Annotated in this window: 22 protein-coding genes; 6 read left to right on the top strand and 16 right to left on the bottom strand. The window is 70.6% G+C overall.

What is annotated here, in order from left to right:
* Positions 1 to 77: 77 nt before the first annotated feature.
* On the bottom strand, positions 78 to 1,019 hold the full coding sequence (locus ACZ48Z_RS37260) for an alpha/beta hydrolase (protein WP_468740334.1): 942 nt from the start codon (positions 1,017 to 1,019) through the stop codon (positions 78 to 80).
* A gap of 207 nt (positions 1,020 to 1,226) precedes the next feature.
* On the opposite strand from ACZ48Z_RS37260, the gene ACZ48Z_RS37255 reads away from it, so the two are divergent.
* On the top strand, positions 1,227 to 1,835 hold the full coding sequence (locus ACZ48Z_RS37255) for a TetR/AcrR family transcriptional regulator (protein ID WP_468740333.1): 609 nt from the start codon (positions 1,227 to 1,229) through the stop codon (positions 1,833 to 1,835).
* Positions 1,836 to 1,859: 24 nt separating this feature from the next.
* Here the strand turns inward: ACZ48Z_RS37255 and kynU are convergent, their stop codons facing one another.
* From kynU to ACZ48Z_RS37225, 6 genes are all read right to left on the bottom strand, one after another.
* Positions 1,860 to 3,074 carry a kynureninase gene (gene kynU / locus ACZ48Z_RS37250; RefSeq protein ID WP_468740332.1) on the bottom strand — a complete coding sequence of 405 codons (1,215 nt, stop codon included), beginning with the start codon at positions 3,072 to 3,074 and terminating at the stop codon, positions 1,860 to 1,862.
* A complete protein-coding gene (locus ACZ48Z_RS37245; RefSeq protein ID WP_468740331.1) occupies positions 3,067 to 3,909 on the bottom strand; it encodes a tryptophan 2,3-dioxygenase family protein in 843 nt (280 codons plus the stop codon). The genes kynU and ACZ48Z_RS37245 overlap by 8 nt, the downstream gene beginning before the upstream one ends.
* A 182-nt stretch (positions 3,910 to 4,091) precedes the next feature.
* Positions 4,092 to 4,826, bottom strand: a complete 735-nt coding sequence (locus tag ACZ48Z_RS37240; RefSeq protein WP_468740330.1) for a GAF and ANTAR domain-containing protein — start codon at positions 4,824 to 4,826, stop codon at positions 4,092 to 4,094.
* Positions 4,827 to 4,838: 12 nt separating this feature from the next.
* Positions 4,839 to 5,693: a GAF and ANTAR domain-containing protein gene (locus tag ACZ48Z_RS37235; RefSeq protein ID WP_468740329.1), complete on the bottom strand. Its 855-nt coding sequence runs from the start codon at positions 5,691 to 5,693 to the stop codon at positions 4,839 to 4,841.
* A 25-nt stretch (positions 5,694 to 5,718) separates the two neighbouring features.
* On the bottom strand, positions 5,719 to 7,584 hold the full coding sequence (locus ACZ48Z_RS37230) for a CheR family methyltransferase (protein ID WP_468740328.1): 1,866 nt from the start codon (positions 7,582 to 7,584) through the stop codon (positions 5,719 to 5,721).
* Positions 7,584 to 8,180 carry a chemotaxis protein CheB gene (locus ACZ48Z_RS37225; protein ID WP_468740327.1) on the bottom strand — a complete coding sequence of 199 codons (597 nt, stop codon included), beginning with the start codon at positions 8,178 to 8,180 and terminating at the stop codon, positions 7,584 to 7,586. The genes ACZ48Z_RS37230 and ACZ48Z_RS37225 overlap by 1 nt, the downstream gene beginning before the upstream one ends.
* A gap of 294 nt (positions 8,181 to 8,474) precedes the next feature.
* Between ACZ48Z_RS37225 and ACZ48Z_RS37220 the strand changes: the two genes are divergently transcribed.
* Together ACZ48Z_RS37220 and ACZ48Z_RS37215 are read left to right on the top strand one after the other, a co-directional pair.
* Complete coding sequence (locus tag ACZ48Z_RS37220) at positions 8,475 to 8,894, top strand: STAS domain-containing protein (protein WP_468740326.1); 420 nt, start codon at positions 8,475 to 8,477, stop codon at positions 8,892 to 8,894.
* A gap of 557 nt (positions 8,895 to 9,451) precedes the next feature.
* Positions 9,452 to 9,871, top strand: a complete 420-nt coding sequence (locus tag ACZ48Z_RS37215) for a DUF3151 domain-containing protein (RefSeq protein WP_468740325.1) — start codon at positions 9,452 to 9,454, stop codon at positions 9,869 to 9,871.
* Positions 9,872 to 10,027: 156 nt separating this feature from the next.
* On the opposite strand, the gene ACZ48Z_RS37210 is transcribed toward ACZ48Z_RS37215, so the two are convergent.
* From ACZ48Z_RS37210 to ACZ48Z_RS37175, 8 genes are all read right to left on the bottom strand, one after another.
* Positions 10,028 to 11,497 (bottom strand): MFS transporter, encoded by a 1,470-nt coding sequence (locus ACZ48Z_RS37210; RefSeq protein WP_468740324.1) that lies wholly within the window; start codon positions 11,495 to 11,497, stop codon positions 10,028 to 10,030.
* Between the two features lie 58 nt (positions 11,498 to 11,555).
* A complete protein-coding gene (fbaA, locus tag ACZ48Z_RS37205; RefSeq protein ID WP_468740323.1) occupies positions 11,556 to 12,587 on the bottom strand; it encodes a class II fructose-bisphosphate aldolase in 1,032 nt (343 codons plus the stop codon).
* Between the two features lie 139 nt (positions 12,588 to 12,726).
* Positions 12,727 to 13,275, bottom strand: a complete 549-nt coding sequence (gene pyrE, locus ACZ48Z_RS37200; protein WP_468740322.1) for an orotate phosphoribosyltransferase — start codon at positions 13,273 to 13,275, stop codon at positions 12,727 to 12,729.
* 10 nt (positions 13,276 to 13,285) lie between these two features.
* Positions 13,286 to 14,077, bottom strand: coding sequence for an aldose epimerase family protein (locus ACZ48Z_RS37195; RefSeq protein ID WP_468740321.1), 792 nt, complete (start codon positions 14,075 to 14,077; stop codon positions 13,286 to 13,288).
* A 62-nt stretch (positions 14,078 to 14,139) separates the two neighbouring features.
* Entirely contained in the window at positions 14,140 to 14,958 is an 819-nt protein-coding gene (locus ACZ48Z_RS37190; RefSeq protein WP_468740320.1) for an SRPBCC domain-containing protein, read from the bottom strand.
* A gap of 70 nt (positions 14,959 to 15,028) precedes the next feature.
* Positions 15,029 to 16,669 carry a polyamine aminopropyltransferase gene (locus ACZ48Z_RS37185; RefSeq protein WP_468740319.1) on the bottom strand — a complete coding sequence of 547 codons (1,641 nt, stop codon included), beginning with the start codon at positions 16,667 to 16,669 and terminating at the stop codon, positions 15,029 to 15,031.
* 84 nt (positions 16,670 to 16,753) lie between these two features.
* Positions 16,754 to 17,284, bottom strand: coding sequence for a DUF2617 family protein (locus ACZ48Z_RS37180; protein ID WP_468740318.1), 531 nt, complete (start codon positions 17,282 to 17,284; stop codon positions 16,754 to 16,756).
* Positions 17,285 to 17,701: 417 nt separating this feature from the next.
* The gene (locus tag ACZ48Z_RS37175; RefSeq protein ID WP_468740317.1) at positions 17,702 to 18,052 is read right to left on the bottom strand and encodes a hypothetical protein; all 351 of its coding nucleotides are present in this window, start codon (positions 18,050 to 18,052) and stop codon (positions 17,702 to 17,704) included.
* Between the two features lie 129 nt (positions 18,053 to 18,181).
* Here ACZ48Z_RS37175 and ACZ48Z_RS37170 point away from each other — a divergent pair, with 129 nt between their 5' ends.
* Both ACZ48Z_RS37170 and ACZ48Z_RS37165 read left to right on the top strand, forming a co-directional pair.
* The gene (locus tag ACZ48Z_RS37170; protein WP_468740316.1) at positions 18,182 to 19,372 is read left to right on the top strand and encodes a pyridoxal phosphate-dependent aminotransferase; all 1,191 of its coding nucleotides are present in this window, start codon (positions 18,182 to 18,184) and stop codon (positions 19,370 to 19,372) included.
* A gap of 291 nt (positions 19,373 to 19,663) precedes the next feature.
* Positions 19,664 to 20,590 (top strand): helix-turn-helix transcriptional regulator, encoded by a 927-nt coding sequence (locus ACZ48Z_RS37165; protein WP_468740315.1) that lies wholly within the window; start codon positions 19,664 to 19,666, stop codon positions 20,588 to 20,590.
* A 77-nt stretch (positions 20,591 to 20,667) separates the two neighbouring features.
* On the opposite strand, the gene leuS is transcribed toward ACZ48Z_RS37165, so the two are convergent.
* Positions 20,668 to 23,133 (bottom strand): leucine--tRNA ligase, encoded by a 2,466-nt coding sequence (gene leuS, locus ACZ48Z_RS37160; RefSeq protein WP_468740314.1) that lies wholly within the window; start codon positions 23,131 to 23,133, stop codon positions 20,668 to 20,670.
* A 188-nt stretch (positions 23,134 to 23,321) separates the two neighbouring features.
* Between leuS and ACZ48Z_RS37155 the strand changes: the two genes are divergently transcribed.
* On the top strand, positions 23,322 to 23,654 hold the full coding sequence (locus ACZ48Z_RS37155; protein ID WP_468740313.1) for a hypothetical protein: 333 nt from the start codon (positions 23,322 to 23,324) through the stop codon (positions 23,652 to 23,654).
* Positions 23,655 to 23,944: the final 290 nt, after the last annotated feature.

Here is a 23,944-nt window from a genome sequence, read left to right as displayed (position 1 = left end):
CGCGGGCCGGGACGCCGGCTCAGGCAGCCGACCCGCCGCACCCGCACACCCACCGCACCCACCGCACCTGGCCCGTCTCACCACGCCAGCTGTGCGATCTCCTCCGCCACCACCGCGCACGCGTCCGCCGCCGGGTCGATCAGGGGGAAGTGACCGACGTCCTCCAGCAGCGTCAGCCCCACCACCTCGCCCGCCTTGGCCGCCGCGTCCGCGTACGCCTCGGCGACCGCCTGAGGGACGACCGTGTCGGCGCGGCCCTGCACGAGGGTGGTCGCGATGCCGGTGGGGAGCAGGAGCGCCGGGTCGGCGTACGGCATGCGCGCGGCGAACTCCTCCGCCCCGCCCAGGAGTTGGTGGCACGCCCCACCGCACACGTCCAGCTTGTCGGCGACCGTGAAGTCGGCGATCGGGGCGAGGGCGACGACACCGCGCAGGGGTGCCGGTCGGTCGGTGCGCCAGGCTGCGTCGGTGGGCAGGAGGTGCCGCGCCGAGGCCCACAGCGCCAGGTGGCCGCCCGCGGAGTGGCCGGTGACCACCATGCGGCGCGGGTCCGCCTGCGGAAGGTGTTCCCGTACGAACCCGGGCAGCGCGTCCATCGCGGCGGCCACGTCGTCGAAGGTCTCCGGCCAGCGCCCGGCAACCGGCCCGCCCGCACCCCCACCAGCCGCCGTACCCTGCCCCGGAATCGGAATCGGAGCCGGAATCGACACCCCGCCCCGCCGGTACTCCACATTGGCCACCGCGAACCCCCGCCGGGCCAGGAAGTCCGCGAACGGCGTCACATGACGGCGGTCGTACGGTGCCCGCCACGCCCCGCCGTGCAGGACGACGACCAGGGGAGCGAGGATCCCACCCGGCACTCGCTCCTCGCGCGGGGCGTAGAAGTCGATCACCTGATCGGGGTCGTCGCCGTACGCGACGGTGACGTCGGGGTCGACCGCCGGGTGCGAGAAGGCCGACTCCTCCTCGGCCGCGGCGCGGGCTTCTGCGGCGGCACGGGCTGCGGCGTCGTCCGACATGCTCCAACCTCTCAGCGATCAAACGGATTTGACGGACCGGCAAACCGTCCTGGAAGAGAATTCGGCCGTTGGCCGGGACGGTATCAGCCCGATGACGTGCGCGGACACGGGGATGTCACGCTCGGTGAGGGTTAAACGGTTCTGCTGTTTCGTTACGCTGGCGAGGTGTCCGCACCCGCGGATCCGGAGCGTACCGAGGAGGCCGATATGTCCGCCGAACCCGGCACCGTCCGTCCCGGAGGGCGTACCGCACGTGTCCGTACCGCCGTGCTGCGCGCGGCCGGAGACGTGCTCGCGGAGCAGGGTCTGGACCGCCTCGATCTCGCGGAGGTCGCCCGCCGCGCGGAGGTCGGCAAGACGACCGTGTACCGGCGGTGGGGGACGGTCACCGCGCTGGTGGCCGACCTGCTCGCGGACATGGCCGAACAGTCGCTGCCCCGCACCCGCACCGGATCGGTCCGGGACGACCTGCGGGCCAACGCCTCCCTCGTCCAGCGGACGCTCGCCGACCCCCGGCAGGGCGCGCTGTTCCGCGCGGTCATCGCCGCGGCGGCCTGCGACACGCGTACGGCCGAGGCGTTGCGGCACTTCTACGACGTACGGATCGCCGAGTGGGCCCCGTGCGTGACGGAGGGCGTCGCGCGCGGGGAGCTCCCCGCCGGCACGGACCCCGCGAACGTCGTACGGGCGGTCTCGGCCCCCCTCTACTACGGCCTCCTCACCGCCGGAACCACCCCCGACCCCGCCGCCGCCGACCGCGCGGCGGACGCGGCGCTGGCCGCGGCGAAGGCCGGGGTGTACGTCACCCCGGCCTGACACCACCGGCAGCCGGTCAGCCGATCAGCCGCGCCCGCCTGCGCTCTCGTCGAGGATCTCCCCCAGCACCCCCGCCGCCCGCTCCACGTCCGCGAAGCCGACGTACAGCGGCGTGAATCCGAACCGCAGCACGTCCGGGTGCCGGAAGTCGCCCACCACACCGCGCTCGATGAGCCGCTTCATCACCTCACCGGCGTCCTCACAGCGCAGCGCGACCTGGCTGCCCCGCTCCCCGTGCGCCAGCGGGGTCACGCACTCGACGCGCCCCTCACCGACGTACGACGAGACGCACTCCAGGAAGAAGTCCGTCAGGGCGAGGGACTTGGCGCGCACCGCCTCGACCGGCACCCCGTCCCAGACCTCCAGGGCCGCCTCAAGGGCGAGCATGGACAGGATGTCCGGCGTGCCGACGCGACCGCGCAGCGCGCCCGGCGCCGGTTCGTACGACGGCCGCATCCCGAAGGGCTCCGCATGGGAGTTCCAGCCCGGCAGCGGGGAGTCGAAACGGTCCTGGAGCTCGCGGCGCACATAGAGGTACGCCGGTGAACCCGGGCCGCCGTTCAGGTACTTGTAGGTGCAGCCGACGGCGAGGTCGACGCCGTGCGCGTCGAGCCCGACCGGCAGGGCGCCCGCGCTGTGGCACAGGTCCCAGACCGAGACCGCTCCGGCCTCGTGCACGGCGGCCGTGAGTCCGGGCAGGTCGTGCAGGCGCCCGGTGCGGTAGTCGACGTGGTTGAGCAGGACGGCCGCCGTACGGCCGCTCAGCACGTCCGGCACCTCCGCCGGGGTCACCGCACGCAGTGTGCAGCCCGTCATCCGGGCCGCGGACTGCGCGATGTACCCGTCCGTGGGGAAGGTGGTCGCGTCGACGACCACCTCGTCACGACCGGATTCGGGACCGCCCGCGAGCCGTACCGCACCCACAAGTGCCTTGAAGACGTTGACACTTGTCGAGTCACCGACCACGATCTGCCCGGCCGCCGCCCCGACGAGCGGAGCGATCCGGTCGCCGATCCGCTCGGGCGCGGTCCACCAGCCGCTCTCGTCCCAGGACCGGATCCTGAGCGAACCCCACTGACGGCGCACGACGTCCTCGACGCACCCGGGGACGGCGGCGGGAAGCGCGCCGAGCGAGTTGCCGTCCAGGTAGACGACCTCGTCGAGGACGAACTGCGAGCGTATGCGCGCCAGTTCGTCACCGGCGTCCAACTCCTGTGCCTTGGAGGCGAGTTCAGACATGAGAGCGCGCCGTCCACAGCTCGGGGAACACGCTCTTCTGCGCGCGCTTCTCCAGCCAGGCCACCCCGGCGGAGCCGCCCGTGCCGGCCTTGGAGCCCATGGCCCTGCGCGTGGCGACGAGATGGTCGTTGCGCCAGCGCCACACCAGCTCGCCGACATCGGTCAACGCCTCACCCAGGCGGGCGAGTTCGTCGTTCTCGGGGCCGGAGTAGAGAGCCGTCCACACGGCTTCCACCTCCTCCGACGGCTCGTAACGCCGCGAGACGTCCCGGTCCAGGACCGAGGAGGGGACCGCGTGCCCGCGCCGCGCGAGCAGCCGCAGCACCTCGTCGTACAGGCTCGGCTCGTGCAGCGCCTTCTCCAGCTCGGCGTGCACGCGGGGCGCGCCCCGGTGCGGGACGAGCATGGACGCGGACTTGTCGCCGAGCAGGAACTCCATGCGGCGGTACATCGCCGACTGGAAGCCGGATCCCTCGCCGAGGGCGCTGCGGTACGAGTTGAACTGCGCCGGGGTCAGCTGGCCGAGCGGCTTCCAGGAGGCGGTCAGCGCCTCCAGTTCCCGCACGGAACGCTTCAGCGCGGCGACCGCGGTCGGCACGTCGTCGGAGCGCAGCGCACCCGCCGCGGTCTCCCACTCGTGCACGATGACGGTGAACCACAACTCCATCACCTGGGTCGTGACCAGGAAGACCATCTCTCCGGGATCGTCGGAGAGGGTGTGCTGGAGGTGGGTGAGCACGTCCGCCTTGACGTAGTCCTCGTACGGCGTCGTGCCTTGGAAGTCGAGATGCGGGGTCTCGGGCTCCTGCGATTCGTGAGCCTCATGGGACGACATCGCTGTCTCCTGTTATTACTCCGGGTAGCGGTCCGCACCTGCCGTTGTCGACAGGACGCCCCGGTCCCCGCGGCAAATCCTCTTCGATGGTCCCGCGAAAACGCAAGGCCCGCCCGGTCACATCGGACGGACCTCACATCACGGCCTCACGACCGGGGCGACCGGGGCGATCGGCGTCCTCGTCACCGCGTGGGCTCGATGAGCCCGGGATCGGCACGCCCTTCGACGATCTCGCGGGCCACGTCGTGCACCGGCTTTTGGTGCGAGCGCGCGTGGGCGCGCAGCAGGGCGAAGGCGTCGACCATGGTCAGGGACAGGTGGGTGGCGAGAATGCCCTTGGCCTGCTCGATGACGACGCGGCTGGCCAGGGCGTTCTCCAGCTGTGCGGTCAGAATCCGGCTGCGGTGTGCCTCGCCGGCCCGTTCCAGAGTGACGGCGGTGAAGTCGGCCAACGACTGGGCGAGCGTCAGCGCCTCCGGGGAAAACGGGGTCCGCCGACCGGAGAGCAGGACCAGCGCCCCGGTGGTCCTGGCGGGGCCCCGCAGGGGAAGAGCGGCCACACGCGTGTAGCCCAGTTTCAGTGCGCGTGGGGCGTAGTGGGGCCAGCGCTGCCTGGCCGGACTGCCGTCGAGGGCGGCCTGGACCGGAGGCAGCCGGCCGCGGTGGCAGTCGTGGCCGGGGCCTTCGCGCAGACCGGCCGCTTCGTGTTCCATGCGGGACACCTCCGGGTCGGACCCTGCGACCCGGAGTTCCGAGCGCTCTTCGGGAGCGAACACCACGCCTGCGGCATGGGCACCGAGCAGGGAGGGGCTGCGGGCGGCGAGGACCGCGAGAGTGCGGGGAACGTCCACAGGGTCGTCTCCTGTGCCGCCGGCCAGTGCGACGAACGCGTCGGCAAGCCGCTGTTGCGGCGTCATGGCACTTCTCCCTCAGCTGACGTTCGGGTCGCCGTGCACGATCCGCCGGGCGATCACCTCGGTGGACACCTCCTCCGCGAATGCTCGGGCCTTGATGAGGTCCAGGGCGTCGGCGGCGGGGCAGCTGTCCCGGACGGAGAGCACACCCGCCGCCTGGTGCACCAGGTCCCGGTGATCGGTACCACCGTAGAGCTCCGGGTCGGCGTCCGGGCCGAGGAGCACGATCCTGGTGAGGGCGGCGGCGACCTCGGCGAGGTCGTCGGAGCCCACGAGGCCGGGGCGCGGGCCGAACACCGTCAGGGCCCCGATGCAGCCGCCGTCCGTGCCCAGGGGCACAGCGGCCACCGAGTCGATACCCAGCGGGGCCAGAGCGGGACCGTAGGCGGGCCAGCGGGTCCTGATCACCGACCCCGAGGCGAGGATCAGGGAGTGGTCCGACACGGCGTCCAGGGCCGGCCCTTCGCCGAGGATGTACTCCAGGTCCTGGGCGGCCCGGGACCGTTCGTCGGAGACGGCGACCGCGAGCTGGTTGTGACGGGAGTCGACCAGGGTGAGCGCCGCGCTGCCCGTCCCGCACGCCTCCGCGACACCGGTCATGAACCGAGGCCGAACGCCCTGACCTGCGGCCCATTCCTCGGTACGGCGGGCGAACGCCTCCTGGAGCCGGGCCGAGGAGCGATGGCACGCGGCCGACCTGCGGTGTGTGGCCGCGATGTGCTCGTGGAACTGACGCCCCGGTTCCCCCGCCAGCCGTTCGTGTCGCTCGGCGGCCGCGTCCGCCCGGTCCGCGCGCTCTCCCGCCTGGGCGGCACGGCTCCGTGCGGCCGCCGCCAGGTCGAGGGCTTCCTCGCGCCCCTGCGGGTTCATGCTCGAAGCGTACGCCGCCGCCGGGTCAGCCGGAGTCGTCGTTCCGGCTTTCCTCCATCATCAGGACGACGCCTCCGTTGTGGCTGTCGAACGGGGAACAGAACACGTCACAGGTGAGGGGGCGGCCGATACGGCTCAGGGCCTCGACGCCGACCGGCCCGGAGCGCTTGCGGGTCTCCAGGCACGTCTGCACAAGGGGCCGCAGCACATCGGTGGGCAGGCCGAAGTCCAGCTCGAAGAACTGCTCGTCGATCACCTCGTCCGAGCGCAGCCCCCACATGTCGACGGCGCCCCGGTTCCAGCTTCTGACCTTCAGGCCGCGGTCCAGGACCACCACACCCGCCGCGATGCTGGTCAGCACGGCGTCCAGGAAGGCCCTGGCCTCGTCCAGTTCCTCCGTGCGGATGCGCATCTCGTCATTCATGGTCTCCAGTTCCTCGTTGCCGGACTGGAGTTCCTCGTTGGTGGTCTCCAGCTCCTCGTTGGTCGACTGGAGTTCCTCGTTGGTGGTCTCCAGCTCCTCGATGCTGGACTGGAGTTCCTCGTTGGTCGTCTCCAGCTCCTCGTTGGTCGACTGGAGTTCCTCGTAGGCCGTCTCCAGATCCTCGCGCACCCGTTTGACCTCGGACTTCAACTGGGTGGCCACCGTGACGTCGGTGAAGGAGATCAGGGTGGCGACATGCAGCCCGCTGGGCGAGGCGAGCGGCTGGATGAGGATGTCGTAGTACTGGATGTCCTCACCCGTCCTCCGTTCGGCCCTGTTGACCCGCAGGGTCCGGCGCTCGTGTGTGGACTGGTCGATCAGCGAGCGGAGTTCGACCGGCCGGTAGGAGATCTCCAGGTCCTGGAAGGGACGGCCGATGGCGGCGGCGGTCAGGCCGAACTGGCTCCTCGCCTGGCTGTTGACCACCACGACGGTCCCGTCGCTGTCGACGGCGATCGACGAGGTGGGGCCGGCGTCGAGGACCAGGTCGCGCAGGTGACGGGTGCGTGTGACCGAGTGCAGTTCGACGCCTCGGCCGCCCCTGCTCTTCGCGGGAGCCGGGTGGTAGGGCAGCCCCGTGTCACCCGCGCTGCGCCGGAAGATCCGCTGCCGCATGCTCTGGACCTCGAAGCGGTCGGCGTCGTTCAACAGCATCTCGGCCTTGCCGAGGAAGAGGAAGGCGCCCTGACGCAGGGCGAAGTGGAAACGGTCGATGATCTGGGTCTGGGCCTCGACGTTGAAGTACATGAGCGCGTTGCGGCAGACCAGCAGGTCGAGCCGGGAGATCGGGGCGTCCTGGGTGATGTCGTGACGCCCGAAGATCACCCGGCGCCGCAGATCCGCGCGGAAGCCGAACAGCACGCCGTTCTGCTCGAAGTACTTGTCGCGCAGCTCGACGGTGAGCCGTTCCAGGGACTTCGCCGGATACAGCCCCGAGCGGGCCTCGCGCAGCGCCTCCTCGTCGATGTCGGTGGCGTAGATCTTGACCCGGCGCAGGCACTCCTCGATGCCGAGCGCCTCCGCGAACATGATGACCAGCGAGTACGCCTCCTCGCCGCTGGAGCAGCCCGCGCTCCACACTCGGATCTCCTGGTCCGGCGGGATGTCCGCGAGGAGTTCGGGGACGACTTCCTTCTGGAGGAAGGCCCAGGCGTCCGGGTCGCGGAAGAAGGACGTGACATTGATCAGGATCGTGTTGAAGAGGGCGCCGAATTCATCGGCGCTGGTCTCCAGGAGGTCCTGGTAGTCCGCGTAGGAGCGCACGTTCATGTCGGTCATGCGTTTGTGGATGCGCCTGCTCAGGGTGGACCGCTTGTACCCCGTGAAGTCGAAGCCGCGGGCATCCCTGAGGAAGACGAGCAGTTCCTCCAGCGCCACGTCGGTCTCGATGTCCTGCGATGCGTTCATCACTGCCTCTTGGCCTCGACCAGCCCACGGATGACCGCGGGGATCTCCTCAAGGGGCACCACGAAGTCGACGGTCACCGTGTCCACCGCGGCCTGCGGCATCCCCTTGAACTCCGCCGTCAGCGGGTCCTGGGCGATCACGGTGCCGCCGCGCGACTTGACCGCGTCCAGTCCCATGGCGCCGTCGCTGCCCGTGCCGGTGAGTACACAGGCGATCGCCCGCGGTCCGTACGAGGCGGCGACGGATTCGAAGAGGAGGTCGGCGGAGGGGCGTACGAAATGGACGAGCTCGGTGCGCGACAGGGCCAGGACGCCGTCGGGGCCGACGAGGAGATGCCGGTCCGGAGGGGCGATATAGACCGTGCCGGGCAGTACGCGCTCGCCTTCCTCGGCGAGCTTGACCTGGAGTTCGGTGCGGCGGGAGAGAACATCGGCGAGCACGGTCCGATGCCGGGGGTCGAGGTGCTGGACGACCAGCACCGGCACCGGCAGATCCGGGCCCAGGCTCCCCAGCAGCGCGATCAGCCCCTGGACGCCACCGGCGGATGCCGCGACAGCGACGATGGCGTAGTGGTCCTCGGAAGACTGATCTGCCATCACAACACGACCCTAGCGGAACCGGGGCCGGGTGGTGAGGGCACGCGGAGCCGGGTGGGCAGGTGGCGAGCCGTGCGAGGTAACCAATTCCCGAATGTCAAGCATTTTAGAAGTAAGTCACCCCAAAGGATGTACCTTGTCCTATGAGAGCGGTTTCCCCCCATGTGGGTGACTTGACTCCCGCATAGGATCGCCTTACTTCGTCACCCCTGCTCCCGGTGACCGTCGGTCTCTGTCGTCGCCCGCCCGTCAAATCCGCGGCGGGCAATACGTCGAACGCACGGTGATGCAGTCATGCTCCGGGACACCACACCGCCAACCACACCGCCACCCCACCACGTCCGCGCCTATCGGGCCCACGGACACACGGTCGTCGAACTCCACGGCGAGATAGACATCGCCGCCGCCGTTCACATCACTCCGGAACTGGACGCGGCGACGGACGGTCCGGCCCCCGCGGTCGTGATCGACCTCGGCCCCGTCGAGTTCCTGGACTGCTTCGGCCTGACGCTGCTGTGCCGTGCCCGTCGACGAGCCCAGGCCCGGGGCGGACAGCTGCTGCTCGTCTGCCCTCATCCCCTGATCCTCAAGCTCCTCAGGATCGTGGGACTCACCGAGGCCTTCGACCTGTCGCCCACCCTGGACGAGGCACATGCCGCGCTCGCACGCCGTGGCGGAGCCCGGGCCCGGATCACGAGCGTCCGGTCCCCCTGAGACGGGCACCGGCCGGGCCACCCTGGTCAACTCCTCGAAAGGCACCTACTCTCAACAGAGAGAGCCGCCCCTGACCCCGGCAGCGGACATTCGGCGTGTGTGCGACACACGTGACCCGGGGAAGGCGCTCCATGCAGCGAATCACCGGCGAGACCGGTTTCCCCGATCTCCCGCGCACCGACTCGGAGCCCGGGAGATCCATCCCTGCGACGCTCGCCCTGCGGCTGGGCCGGTCTTCGGCTCCTCACGTCGGCTGCCACATGCCATGGCCCGGGACCAGGCCCTACGAGGTCACGCCGTCCCAGAGGCCACCCCTGGCTGGTTGGGGGCCACGCCACTGAGTGTGGGTCAGGGGTTCCCGGTTCTGCCGACGGCTCCCTTGGGGGAGAGCCGTCGGCAGAGCCATGCCCGGTGCCCCCAAGGGCACCCCAGGCTCGACGCGACCACGCATCCCTCTCCCGGGACCGCGCATCCCTCTCCCGGGACCTCGAAACCCGGTTGCCCGGGCCGATACGCGCGCTGTCGGGTCGACTTGGCCCAAGTGGCAGACTGCTCGCATGACGACGCACAAGAACCTGCTCGGCGGCCCGGACCCGACCTACCTTCCCGAGAACGAAACGGCGTACCGCCTGCTGGGCGAGGAGTCCCAGTCGCCGGCCGAGGTTGCGGCGAAGTACCCCACCTTCTCGCTCGCCTGGGCGATGCTCGCCGACGACGCCTTCGAGGCGGGGCGAGTGGTCGAGTCGTACGCGTACGCGCGCACCGGCTATCACCGCGGCCTGGACTCGCTGCGCCGGGCCGGATGGAAGGGGCACGGCCCCATCCCCTGGGAGCACCGGGCCAATCGCGGGTTCCTGCGCTGCCTCGCCGCCCTCGCCCGCGCCGCCGGCGAGATCGACGAGAAGGACGAGACCGAGCGTTGCTGGCAGTTCCTCAAGGACAGCAGCGCCGAGGCGTACACCGAGCTCAAGCGGTAACCATCACCGCAGTCGGACAGTGACGGCGGCCCGTACGGGCATGGGCGTACGCCTCCACGACACGGCCCCGCGCCCCACCCACCCAGGGGCGCGGGGCTGTATCGATATGCGGCTCCGCCGCGGAGCGCGACCAGCCCCCACCGGCCCGCGGTCGCCCTACGACAGCCGCTTCCGCACCGGCGCCCCCTCCAGCGGCGGCGCCATCACCGCCCCGTGCGTACGGCACTCCGGCCGACGGCATCCCGGCGGCAGCGGCCGTACGGTCGCGAAGGCCACCGCCGCCCCCACCACCAGCACCCCCGCGCACACCGTCATCGCCCGCCCGAAGGCGTCGTCGAAAGCCGACGCCGACCGGTACGCCTCCTCGCCCATCCCCGTGACCAGCGGCAACGCGGCCACCGCGATCAGGCCCGCCGCCCGCGCCGCCGCGTTGTTGATCCCGCTCGCCAGCCCCGCCCGCGAGGCGTCCACCGACCCCAGCACGGTCGCCGTCAGCGGCGCGACCAGCGTGACCATGCCCGCCCCGAGGACCAGCAGCGCGGGCACGATGTCGACGACGTACGACGCCCCCGGTCCGACCCGCAGCATGAGCAGCATCCCGGCGGCGGACAGCAGCGGCCCGACGGTGAGCGGGATCCGGGGGCCGATCCGGTCGGCCAGCGCGCCCGAGCGGGCGGAGAACAGCAGCATCAGCACGGTCGTCGGCAACAGGGCCGTACCGGCCTGGAGCGCCGAGTAGCCGACGACGACCTGGAGCTGGAGCGCGGCGAGGAAGAAGAAGCCGCCGAAGGCCGCGTACACGCACAGCGTGACGACGTTGACCGCCGTGAACTGCCGGGACGCGAAGATCGCGGGCGGCATCAACGGATCGGGCCGCCGCTTCTCCACGGCCACGAAGGCCACCCCGGCGGTCACGCCCGCGACCGCCGTGACGGCGACGAGAAGGGAACCGGAACGGGCCTCGATCAGCGCGTACGTCACCAGGGCGAGCGCCAGCGCGCCCAGGACCGCGCCGAGCACGTCGAAACGCCCGTGGTCCGCGCGCCCGTCCGCAGACTCCGGCACATGCCGCAGGGCGACCGGCACGCACAGCAGCGCCAGCGGGACGTTGAGGAGGAACACCCACCGCCAGCCCGGCCCGTCCACCAGCCAGCCGCCCACGAAGGGGCCGACGGCCGCCCCGATGCCGCCGAACCCGGACCACAGGCCGACGGCACGGCCCCGGTCGTCGGGGTGGAAGGAGGCCTGGATCAGCGCCAGCGACCCCGGTGTGAGCAGGGCGCCGCCGACCCCCTGGAGGGCGCGGGCGGCGACGAGGACACCGGCGTTCGGGGCGAGGCCGCACAGCAGGGAGGCCGCCGCGAACCACACGACCCCGATCACGAAGACCTTGCGACGCCCGTACCGGTCGCCGAGGGAACCGCCGAGCAGGATCAGCCCGGCCAGCGTCAGCATGTAGGCGTTGACCGTCCACTGCAGCGCGCCGAGGTCCGCGTCCAGATCACGGCCGATGCGCGGCAGGGCGACGTTGACGACGGTCGAGTCCAGCAGGGCCATGCTGGAGCCGAGGACGGTGGTGAGGAGAATCCACTTGCCTTGCGGTGAGGCCAACCGGACGTCGGGCATGCCCCAGATATACAGCGAGCCCGGTGCCGTAGCACCGGGCTCGCTGAAAACGCGGGAACTACTTGATCCTCGTACCCGCCGAACGCAGGTTCTGCGTGGCCTCGACGACACGGGCGGCCATCGAGGCCTCCCCGAGCTTGCCCCAGGTGCGCGGGTCGTAGGTCTTCTTCGAGCCGACCTCGCCGTCGACCTTCAGGACGCCGTCGTAGTTGCGGAACATGTGGTCGGCGACCGGACGCGTGAAGGCGTACTGCGTGTCGGTGTCGATGTTCATCTTGACCACGCCGTTCTCCAGCGCGGTGCGGATCTCCTCCTCCGTGGAGCCGGAGCCGCCGTGGAAGACGAAGTCGAACGGCTGGGCGCCGGCCGGCTTGCCGAACTTGGCGGCCACGCCGTCGTTCAGCTCCTTCAGCAGGTCGGGGCGCAGGACGACGTTGCCCGGCTTGTACACACCGTGGACGTTGCCGAAGGAGGCGGCCAGCAGGTAGCGGCCCTTCTCACCGAGACCGAGCGCCTCCGCGGTACGGATGGCGTCGTCGACCGTCGTGTACAGGGAGTCGTTGATCTCGTGCGTGACGCCGTCCTCCTCGCCGCCGGTCGGGGTGATCTCGACCTCGAGGATGATCTTCGCGGCGCGGGCGCGCTCCAGGAGCTCCTGGCCGATGGCGAGGTTGTCGGCGAGGGTCTCCGCCGAGCCGTCCCACATGTGGGACTGGAACAGCGGGTTGCCGCCGGCCTTCACCCGCTCCTCGGACACGGCGATCAGCGGGCGTACGTACCCGTCGAGCTTGTCCTTGGGGCAGTGGTCGGTGTGCAGGGCGACCGTGACCGGGTACTTCTGGGCGACGATGTGCGCGAACTCGGCGAGGGCCACGGAACCCGTGACCATCTCCTTGCTGTACTGGCCGCCCAGGAACTCGGCGCCGCCGGTCGAGATCTGGATGATGCCGTCGCTCTCGGCCTCCGCGAAGCCGCGCAGCGCAGCGTGCAGGGTCTGGGTCGAGGTCACGTTGATGGCCGGGTAGGCGAACTTGCCTGCCTTCGCCCGGTCGAGCATCTCGTTGTAGACCTCGGGGGTTGCGATCGGCATGTGTCCGCTCCTTGTATCTGCGGGTTGGCGTACTGCGTGCTTACGGCCCTGACCTAGACCTTGTGTGGGGGTTCGACGTCATCGTCGGCCCCATCTTTCCAGACTCGGCCGGATGGTCCATCCCGCGACCGGTCCGTGGTCAGTCCAGGCCCAGCTCGTCCTTGGAGTACGCGAAGCGGTACGGCACTCCCGCACCCTGTTCGATCTTCTCCGCGGCGCCGGTCGCGCGGTCGACGATCGTCGCGACGGCGACGACCTCGGCGCCGGCCTCGCGCACGGCCGCGACCGCTTCGAGCGGGGAGCCCCCGGTGGTGGAGGTGTCCTCGACGACCACGACCCGGCGGCCCGCGATGTCGGGGCCCTCCACGCGCCGCTGCATGCCGTGCGCCTTGGCGGCCTTGCGGACGACGAAGGCGTCCAGGTGCTGTCCGCGCGCGGCGGCCGCGTGCAGCATGGCGCCGGCGACCGGGTCGGCGCCCATGGTCAGGCCGCCCACCGCGTCGAACTCCAGGTCGGCGGTCAGGTCCAGGAGCACCTGCCCGACCAGCGGGGCCGCCGCACCGTCGAGGGTGACGCGGCGCAGGTCGACGTAGTAGTCGGCCTCCAGGCCCGACGACAGGGTCACCTTGCCGTGCACCACGGCCTTGTCCTTGATCTGCTGCAGCAGCTCGCCGCGTACGTCCGTCATGACCCTCAGCTTAGAGCCGGCGCCAGGTCCACGTGGTGGCGGCTTCCAGCGGCTCCAGCGGGGTGACCAGGCGCGGGAGCGTGTTCAGGCCGTTGGGCGGGCCGGTCTGCGGCTCCACGCAGACGGCGGCCTCCTGCTCGTCGTACACCACGACCCACTCCTCACGGCTGGCGACCTTCAGCTCCAGCCGGCCGGGCCAGGTGAGCGTGACGTCGACGCCGCCCGGCATGCCGAAGCAGTCGTCCCAGGGGCCGGGCCCGGGGGCGATCCGGTGGCCGGTGGGCAGGTGGTCGTCGCCGCGCTCCTCCTGCCAGGCGGCGGTGAAGTCGAGCCGCACGGGTTCGCCGCCGTCGAGGGTGCGGTTGAACCACGGGTGCCAGCCGATCTGGGCCGGGAAGGAGGAGTCGTACGTCTCCACGGACATCGTGAGCGTCAGGGCGTCCTCGGTGAGGGCGACGACCTGGGTGACGCGGCCGGGGTAGGGCCAGGGGTCGACGAGGTCGTACGTGATGACCGCGGAGTCGCTCCCGCTGCGGGCGACGGTCCACGCGCCGTCGCGTGCCGTGCCGTGGATGGCGTGCGGCGGGGAGTTGAGGGGCATCTGACGTACCGTCGCGCCGTCGCGGAAGCGGCCGTCCCGGGTACGGCCGCACCAGGGGACCATCGGGAAGCAGCCGAAACGGTCGCCCTGGCGCAGGAGTTGGGTGCCGTCGACCTTGAGGCCGCCGATTCGTCCGCCGTTCTCCGGCTGCACGGTGACTTCCGCGGTGCCCGCGGTCAGGGTGATGTGTTCATGGCTCACGGGACGACCCTATGCCGTCATCGCGCGGACAACTCCGCGTCCCTGAGAACAGGTGGTGCCTCTCAACGGCGTCTGCGCAGGGCCCTTCCCACCACGATCGCCGAGGCCAGCACCACGGCCGCCGCCGGGGCCGCCCAGCGCAGGGTCGCTCCCGAGGCCGCCGTCTGGGGGGCGGGGACGGGGGCGTAGCGGCCCCTGGGGGGCGCGTGGTCGACCTCTTCCGCGCTGCGGCCGATCATCGTGCGCCGGGCATGGGCCGCCTCGGCCGGGGGGCCGACCGGTTCGGTGAAGTCCTGAACGTCGGGGGCCGGGGGCTCTGGTACCGGGGGTTCCTCAGGGGTTTCCACGGCTTCAGGGACGGCTTCGGGAGTCTCCACGGCCTCAGCAGACTCCACGGTCTCGGGGGTCTCCACAGCCTCAGGAGTCTCCGAAGCCGTCCCCGAAGCCTCCGGTGTCTTTTCCTCCCCCTCGGCCAGCGCCTCCGCGAAACGGTTCAGCAGGCGTACGACCGCGGAGCCCACCGCGTCCTGGGGGAGTTCCGTGACGCGACCGTCCGCCGTCGCCGTGGCGTGGAAGGCCAGGGTCGTGCCGCCGTCGGTGTCGCGCGGTCGGAGGGTGAGGGTGAGTTTGACGGAGCCGGTGCCGCGGGCCTCGGTGGCGTCTCCCTCGACGGCGTAGGAGCCGTCGTCCTGGCCCAGGACGCGGACCGCGCCCCGGTAGGTGATGGAGTGGCTGCCGACCCGCACCTTCAGGCGCCCGGTGCCGGGTTCGGCACCGGCATCCTGCTGGAACCCGGGAACCGCCCGGACGACCCTGGCGGGATCTCCCAGGGCCTCCCTCAGCCGCTCGACCGGAACCGGAACGAACACCTCATGCTCCATGGTTGCCGAGCCTACCCAGGGGCGACGGTCGTGCACCCCCGTTGGTGGAAAGTGACCGCGCCCTTCGGCGTCAGTAGCGCGGATGCACCAACGTCGAGGCCACCAGACCCCTGATCCTCGTCGCCTGCGCCGCGCTCCGCGCCGCCCGCAGGGATTCCTCCGTCAGGGTCGTCGGCCGCGGCTCCCGGGCGTCGAGGCCGAGTGCCGGGCGCGCCGACTCGGACGCCAGGACGAAGCCCCAGTCGTCCGGGGCGCGGGACGCACCGGCCGTGCGGTCGGGGCCCGCGGCGAATCCGGAGTCGCGACCGCCGACACGGTAGGGCGTGGTGAGCAGGCCCGCCGCACGCATCGTCGACTCCACGGTCCAGAAGGCCCGGGGCCGGGAGGAGACCGGCCCCGCGTGCACGACGACGCGGCCGTCGGGGGCCAGGACGCGGCGGACGAGGCCGTAGAACTCCTGCGAGTACAGCTTGGTGCTCGCCGTGATGCCGGGGTCGGGGAGATCGGCGATCACCACGTCGTACGACGGGACGGGGGGCGCCGTCCACAGTCGGCGGAACGCGTCGGCCGTGGTCACGTGGACGCGGGCGTCACCGAGGACATGGCCGTTGAGCCGGGACAGTGCCGGGTCGCTGCGGGCCAGGTCCACCAGCGCGGGGTCGAGCTCGACGACGTCGACCCGCCGTACCCCGGGGTACCGCAGCACTTCGCGGGCGGCGAGGCCGTCGCCGCCGCCGAGGACGAGCACGCGCGCGTGGGGGCCGTTCATCGCGGGGTGGACCAGTGCCTCGTGGTAGCGGCGTTCGTCGCGGCCGCTGACCCGCAGGCGGCCGTCGAGGAAGAGGCCGAGGGGACGGCCGTGGGTGCCGCCCGTGAGGACCACTTCCTGGACGCCGGTCTGGAGGGCGACGCGCACGTCGGTGCCGTAGACCTCCTCCCGCGCGGCCCGTTCGAAGTCGTCGACGAGGACGGCGGCGGTGGCGAGGACGCCGAGCACGGCGAGGTTGGCGCACAGCAGCAGCAGGCGGGCGCGGCGGGTCAGGTCGCGGCGGAACAGGCCGAGGACGAGGGCGGTGCCCGCGGCCACGTTGACCGCGCCGGTGAGCAGCGCGCCGGTCAGCTGGCCGAACCGGGGCAGCAGCAGGAAGGGGAAGGCCAGGCCGCCGACGAGCGCGCCGACGTAGTCCGCGGCGAACAGGTCGGCCACCGCGCCGCCGGCGTCCTGGCGGCGGATGCGCTGGATCAGCTCCATCAGCAGGGGGACTTCGGCGCCGATGAGCAGGCCGATGGCGAGGGAGAAGGCGACCAGGAGCCAGCGCGGGCCGCTCGCCCACGGACCTCCCCAGTCGCCGGTCCACGCGAAGACGGCGTACAGCACCATCGCGCTGCATCCGCCGACCAGGGCGAGCAGCGCCTCCAGCACGCCGAACGCGGCCGCCGCCCGCCCGCGCAGCCGCTTGGCGGCGAGTGAGCCGATGCCCATCGCGAAGACCATGACGGACAGCACGACGGAGGCCTGGGTGACGGAGTCGCCGATCAGGTACGAGGCGAGGGCGACCAGTTCGAGTTCGTACACCAGTCCGCAGGCCGCGCAGACGAAGACGCAGGCGAGGACGAGGAACCGGCCCGTGCCGGGGCGGACGGGCAGCCGCGCAGGCCCGGCCCAGGACGGCGGAGCGCCGGGCGGGGCGGGGGCGTGCGGCTCGATCACGCTGCGACGTTACGTCACTGAAGAGTCACCCTTCGTCACCCACACGTGTGGAACTCCGGGTCAACCGCGCCCCACTGGTTTACCTCAACAGACCGATGGCGCCCCCGCCGGAACCCGGGCGCCGACCCTCGTCCGGGTCGCCACCAAGTGGCCGTCCTGCGGATACGCGTGCCAGGTCCGCCAGTGCACCTGGCCGTCGTACCGCTGCGCCAGCATCGCCGTGAACGCGTGCGGGCTGCCGGGGAAGACTCCGGCCAGCCCGTTCGGATGATCACAGACGAGCGCCAGCAACTCCTGTGCCCGCCCGGCGAACTGGCCCGGTGACAGGGCCTCCACGCGTGCGGCGAACTCGTACTCCCAGTCGCCCACCCGCTTGGCCACGCCCAGGGGCAGCGGTGTGCTGCTGCCTGCGATGCACGCCACCGTCTCCGAGCATGTTCCCCGCTCCTCCTCCAGGAGCACCTGGTGGGACGCGCCGAGGAGTCTCAACTGAAGCTTGGCCCTGCCGAGTTCGAGGTCGAGCGTGGCGAGGGCGGGCAGCGGCTCGCGCCCCAGGGCCCAGGCGAGGTCGGCCGCGCGCGTGTCGGTGTACGAGGTGTTCAGGGTCGTGAGCATGGATCGGCTCCGCTAGCACGCAAAGAAAGGGTGGTGTGGGGTTCCAGCACGCCCGGGCGACTGTGGGGGGATCAGCCCGGTCAGCCCAGTCGGGAGGTCAGGAGGTGTCCGTAGGACGTCCGAGGGGCTGTGTTGGTGATTTAGAGGGAATCATGAACAGTGGCGCCACCACAGCGTTTTTACCCAAGTTCGTGGGGTTTCCATCCCTCCGTGGGCTCCCCAGCTCAACTGTTCAACAACGGCGCACGCCGCGGCGGGCGGAGCGCACGCCGGAGCACCGGAACACCGGAGTGAAAAAGCGACAAGCGGGGGCGCGGATCCCGGCCCTCGGCCCGGACCCACGCCCCCGCGTTCCCCCGCTCCCCGCGCCCCCGTCGGCGGATGCGGTTCCCCCTGATGGAGCTCAGCTGCCCCGTGTCAGCTGCCTCCCCCGCATCCGCCGCCCCCACCGCCGCAGGACGACCCGCCACCGCAGGACGACCCACCGCCGCAGGAGTGCCCGCCACCGCCACCGCAGGAGTGCGAGTGGCCGCCGTGATGTCCGCCGGAGTCCCCGCTGGAGGTGCTGCACGAGGAGACGGGCCCGGCCGTCCCGGCGACCCACCAGCTGTCGTTGCCACCGCTACCGCTGCTGCTGCCGCCTCCCACGCGGGCGCGCCGCACGCCGTTCGCCCTGACGGACCTGTGGGCGTTGCGGCCGGCGGCCACGAGTCCCACCACGATCAGAACGACGATTACGGCCAGAGCCAGGATGATGCCGATAACCATGGCGCCACCCTCCTTCCAAGTCCCCCGAAGCGACCCCCCGTGGGCGCCTCGCCGGTTGCGTGAGCTGGAGATGCCCTTCCGTCTCACGGGCCAAAGCAGAGTTGAGGAACTCCAGAGCTTGGGCGCAGGATGACCGGCATGACCTCCAGTGCGCGTCCCCTGCTCAACCGCCGTCTCGCCGAGTTCGGGACGACGATCTTCGCCGAGATGTCGGCCCTGGCCCTGCAGACCGGTTCGATCAACCTGGGCCAGGGTTTTCCCGACACCGACGGACCCGAGGAGGTCAGGGAGGCGGCCGTGCGGGCGTTGCGCGACGGGCGCGGCAACCAGTACCCGCCCGGTCCGGGCGTTCCGGAGCTGCGCACGGCGGTCGCCGCGCACCAGGAGCGCCGTTACGGCCTGTCCTACGACCCCGACGCCGAGGTCCTGGTCACGGCGGGCGCCACGGAGGCCATCGCCGCCGCGCTGCTCGCCCTGGTCGAGCCCGGTGACGAGGTCGTCGCGTTCGAGCCGTACTACGACTCCTACGCGGCCTGCATCGCGATGGCGGGCGGCACCAGGGTCCCCGTGACCCTGCGCCCGCACGAGGGCTCGTTCCGCCTGGACCTCGACGAGCTGCGCGCCGCCGTCACCGACCGGACCCGGCTCCTCCTCATCAACACCCCGCACAACCCGACCGGCACGGTCCTCACCCGCGCGGAGCTGACCGCGATCGCCGAGCTGGCCGTGGAGCGGGACCTGCTGGTGATCACCGACGAGGTGTACGAGCACCTGGTCTTCGACGACGCCGAGCACATCCCCCTCGCGACCTTCCCGGGGATGCGGGAGCGCACGGTCTCGATCGGTTCCGCCGGCAAGACCTTCTCCTTCACCGGCTGGAAGGTCGGCTGGATCACGGCGGCACCCGGACTGGTCTCGGCGGTGCGCTCGGCGAAGCAGTTCCTGACGTATGTGTCGTCGGGGCCGTTCCAGTACGCGGTCGCGGAAGCCCTTGGCCTGCCGGACTCGTACTTCGACGCCTTCCGCGCGGCCCACCAGCGCAAGCGCGACCTGCTCGGCGACGGCCTGCGCGCAGCCGGGTTCGAGGTCTACCAGCCGCTGGGCACCTACTTCATCACCACCGACATCCGCCCCCTCGGCGAGAAGGACGCCTACGCCTTCTGCCGCGCCCTCCCCGAACGCTGCGGCGTCGTGGCCATCCCCAACTCCGTCTTCTACGACGACCCCGAGGCAGGCCGCAGCCAGGTTCGCTTCGCCTTCTGCAAGAAGGACGAAGTCCTCCAAGACGCAGCAGACCGCCTGCAGAGCCTGACGGGCTGACACCCGGGCCGTAAAGAATTCCCAAGATTACGGTAAAGACTCTCTTGGTGAATGGACCGTGCGGCACTCGAACCCACAACCGACCGAACACCGCAGGTAGTTCAGCCAACAGCATGTGAAATAGGATTTGGCGATCATGCTGCTTGGCAGGCAACTTTACGCGGGGAGTAAGTTGTGAACCGTCCGGTCGGCCATTCCTCAGGATATGCCTCATCAGGCCTGAAAAACTCGTCACTGGCGTCGCTCATCGGGCAGGACGAATTGTGTGTCGAGGTCTATCGGTTGCTCATCATGCACCCACGCTGGGGCGTGGCCGAGATCGCGCAGGAGCTGCGAGCCGGGCAGTCGGAGATAGGCGGGGCGCTGGACAAACTGGCGGAGCTTTCGATGCTGTACCCGACCGGAGAGTCGCTGGGTGTCGCGGCCATCCACCCCGAGGTAGGCCTCGCGGGCTACATCCACCGGCGTGAGATGGAGATCCACGCTCAGCAGGTGGAGCTGGCTTCCGTCCAGGCGGCCACCGCCGAGCTCGCGGCGGCTTACGCGGCACGGCGGGCGCAGCACGGCACCATGAGCCTGGAACGTCTCGAAAGCGTTGACGAGGTACGTGTCCGGCTCTCCGAGCTGGCCCGGGACGCCTCCCGCGAGTTGCTCGCCTTCATGCCCGGTGGCGCCCAGAGTCAGGAGGCACTGGACGCCAGCCGCCCCCTGGACGAGGAGAGTCTCGCCGCGGGCGTGACGCTGCGAACGCTGTACCTGGACAGTGTGCGCAACGACCGGGCCACGACCGAGTACGCCCGCTGGCTCTCCGAACGCGGGGGTCAGGTACGTACCGTTCCGTCATTGCCGTTGCGCATGCTGATCGCCGACCGGTCGGTGGCACTGCTGCCGATCGATCCCGAGGACACCAGGGCGGGCGCCGTCGTCATGCAGGCCCCTGGTGTGGTCACCGCACTCCTGGTCCTGTTCGACCTGGTGTGGGAGCAGGCGACGCCGTTCGGAGCGGAGCGGCCGAGCTCGTCCGAGGACGAACCCGTCCCGCAGGAGATCACTCTGTTGAAGCTGCTGGCCCAAGGCCATACCGACGAGGTGGCCGCGCGGAAGCTCGGCCTCTCGCTGCGCACCACCCGGCGCCTGATGGCGAGTATCACGGTGAAACTGGGCGCACGAAGTCGCTTCGAGGCAGGAGTCCTCGCCGCGCAGGCCGGGTGGCTGTGACCGCGGCCGGTGGTGGCCGACCGTTCATGGCCGGCCACCTGTGACACGAGTTCGCCGCTCAGCCGGGCGCCGGGACGCTACTTCTTCCCCCGGCCTTCCGCCGTGACGAAGTTGACCAGCCGTGGCGCACGCACCACGACCCGGGTGACCTCCTGATCGGCGAGACCCGCGGCGGCCCTGTCCCGGGCCAGGCCCACCAGATCCTCCTCGGTGATGTCGGCACCGACCTCGATGCGTCCCTGCATCCTGCCGTTGATCTGGACCACGCAGACCACGTCGTCCTCCTTGACCAACCGTGGGTCGACCGTGGGCCAGCCCGCACGGGCGACGCTCGGGCGGTGGCCGAGGCGTTCCCACATCTCCTCGGCGGTGTAGGGAGCGAAGAGGGACAGCAGGACGGCTACGGCCTCCACCCCCTCCCGTGCGGCGGGGTCCGCCGCATGGCCGGCGTCGATGTGTTTGCGCAGGACGTTGACCAGTTCCATGATCCTGGCGACGGCCACGTTGAAGCGGTGGTTCTCCACCAGGTGGGTCGCCTGGTCGACCGTGCGGTGGACGATGCGGCGCAGATCGACGACACCGCTCTCCGGCGCCGTGCCCGGCGCGGACTCGATGTCGTCGGCCAGACGCAGGGCTCGTGCCAGGAAACGGGCCGAGCCTGCGGGCGAGACGTCGGCCCAGTCGACGTCGTCCTCGGGCGGACCGGCGAACACCATCGTCAGACGGACCGCGTCCACGCCGAACTCGGCGATCTGGCCGCCGAGATCCACCATGTTGCCCTTGGACTTCGACATCGCGGAGCCGTTGAGCAGCACCTGGCCCTGGTTGAGGAGAGCCAGGAAGGGCTCGGGGAAATCGACCAGCCCCAGGTCCTGGAGAACCTTGGTGAAGAAACGGGCGTACAGGAGGTGCAGGATCGCGTGCTCGACGCCGCCCACATACTGGGTGACCGGCATCCAGCGGCGCACGGCCTCGGGATCGAAGGGGCCGTCGGTGTAGTCGGGGGAGCAGTAGCGCAGGAAGTACCAGGAGGAGTCGACGAACGTGTCCATGGTGTCGGTGTCCCGCTGGGCCGGAGCACCGCAGCTCGGGCAGGGGACGTTGACCCAGTCCTCGGCGGCCGCGAGCGGTGACACGCCCGCGGGCGCGAGGTCGGCGCCCCGCAGGTCGGGGAGCCGGACGGGCAACTGCTCATCGGGTACCGGTACTTCACCGCAGGAACCGCAGTGGACGATCGGGATGGGACAGCCCCAGAACCGCTGGCGGGAGACGAGCCAGTCGCGCAGACGGTACTGCACCCCGGCGGACCCACAGCCTCCGCGCTCCAGGGCAGCCAGGATCTGCTCGGTGGCCTCTTCGCGGAGAAGGCCGTCGAGCGGGCCGGACCCCGTGTACGGGCCGTACGCGTCGATCGCGGTGCCCGTCGTGGCAGGGTCTTCCTCGGTGGCGACGACCGGGCGGACGGGCAGGCCGTACGCACGGGCGAAGTCGAGGTCACGCTGATCGTGCGCGGGTACGGCCATGACGGCGCCGCTGCCGTACCCGGCGAGGACGTAGTCGGAAGCCCAGACGGCCATCGCCTCCCCGGTGAGGGGGTGCACCGCCGTACGGCCGAGCGGCACGCCTGTCTTGGCCGTGCCGGCCGTGAGGCGGTCGATGTCGGACAGCTTGCGGGTCCGCTCCAGGTAGGCGTCGAAGTCCGCTCGCTGTTCCGGCGCGCACAGTTCGGCGGCCAGCGGGGAGTCGACCGCCACCACAAGGAACGTGGCGCCGTAGACGGTGTCGGGGCGGGTGGTGAAGACGGCGATGGGCTCGTCACGGCCCTTCACCGGGAACTCGATGTGAGCGCCCGTCGAGCGGCCGATCCAGTTGCGCTGCATGGTCAGTACGCGCTCGGGCCAGCCGTCGCGCAGCAGCTCCATGTCGTCCAGCAGCCGGTCGGCGTACTCGGTGATGCGGAAGAACCACTGGGTGAGGTCACGCTTGGTGACCTGGGTGCCGCAGCGCTCGCAGGCTCCCTGCACCACCTGCTCGTTGGCGAGCACCGTCTGGTCCTTGGGGCACCAGTTGACGGATGACTTCTGCCGGTAGGCGAGACCCTTGTCGCGGAAGCGCAGGAAGAGCCACTGGGTCCAGCGGTAGTACTCCGGGTCCGAGGTGTGCAGCCGGGTCGACCAGTCGAAGGAGACGCCGTAACGCCGGAAGGACTCCGCCTGTGTGTCGATGTTGCTGTAGGTCCAGTCCGCGGGGTGCAGATCGCGTTTGATGGCCGCGTTCTCGGCGGGAAGACCGAAGGAGTCCCAGCCCACGGGGTGCAGGACGTCGTAGCCGCGCTGCATCCGGTAGCGGGCGACGGCATCGCCGATCGCGAACGCCTCGCCGTGGCCCATGTGGAGGTCACCGGACGGGTAGGCGAACATGTCGAGGACATAGGCCCGGTTCCGGTCCGCGTCGCCGTCAGCTGCGAAGACGTCCGACCTCTCCCAGACCGCGCGCCACTTGCTCTGTATCGACGCGGCGGAGTCCGCCGTATTCTCACTCATCTCGCACTGCCCTCGCGTGAAGAAACGGTGACCGTGGCGGCCCTTCGGTGTGGGGGTCTCGCCAGGCTTCCGGCATTTGAATCTCAGCGTGGATTCTATCCCCCACCCCGCGGCACTTTGCTGCCATGGCACAAAGCTGCCGAAGCACCCGGTCGGAATGCCCCTCGACGGCTGGGATTCTCAGGGCCATGTACGCCATTCACATTGAGGATCACTGCCACCAACCCAGATATCACCGCGTAAATCTGGACACCTTGGCCGAACTGATACCCCAAGTGTCGGACTGCCGGGTGGAACATGTTTCCGCGTCGAGCCAGTCGCATCCGCAGCGGATCGGCGTCGTCTTCGTGTCGGCGCCGTCCATCCCGGCCGCCGGCGCAGGCGTACTCAAGGCGGTGCGCAAGGCGTTGAATGAGGCTCATGACAAGCGCCGCGCGGAACTCCAGCTTCCAGAAAGCGGCGGCAGACACGGCATATGCCATGGAGTGATCGCCGTTCATCCAGCCTTGCCGGGGCCCTGAGTGGCCACTTCTGGCCAGCGCACCTTGGTGCCACTGATCACGCTTGTTTCGCCGCACACCGGATGACAGTTTGTTGTTCACCAGCCGAGCGGGGGAAACCGCCGGAGAATTTCCGCGCTCATTCGATGAGTATGCGAAAGATTCAGGCAGGAATGACATGCGCCGAACGCTTCTCTTTTTCGTAATTCCGTGTACCGCGATATGTGTCGCATTCTTCGGGGCGAGCGACCACAGGGGAACCGAGACGCACACCGTGGTGCGCGCCGACTCCGCGGACAGCTGGGGCTGGG

The sequence above is a fragment of the Streptomyces sp. NPDC031225 genome, from assembly GCF_055570355.1.
This window is presented reverse-complemented; position numbering and strand designations above follow the sequence as displayed.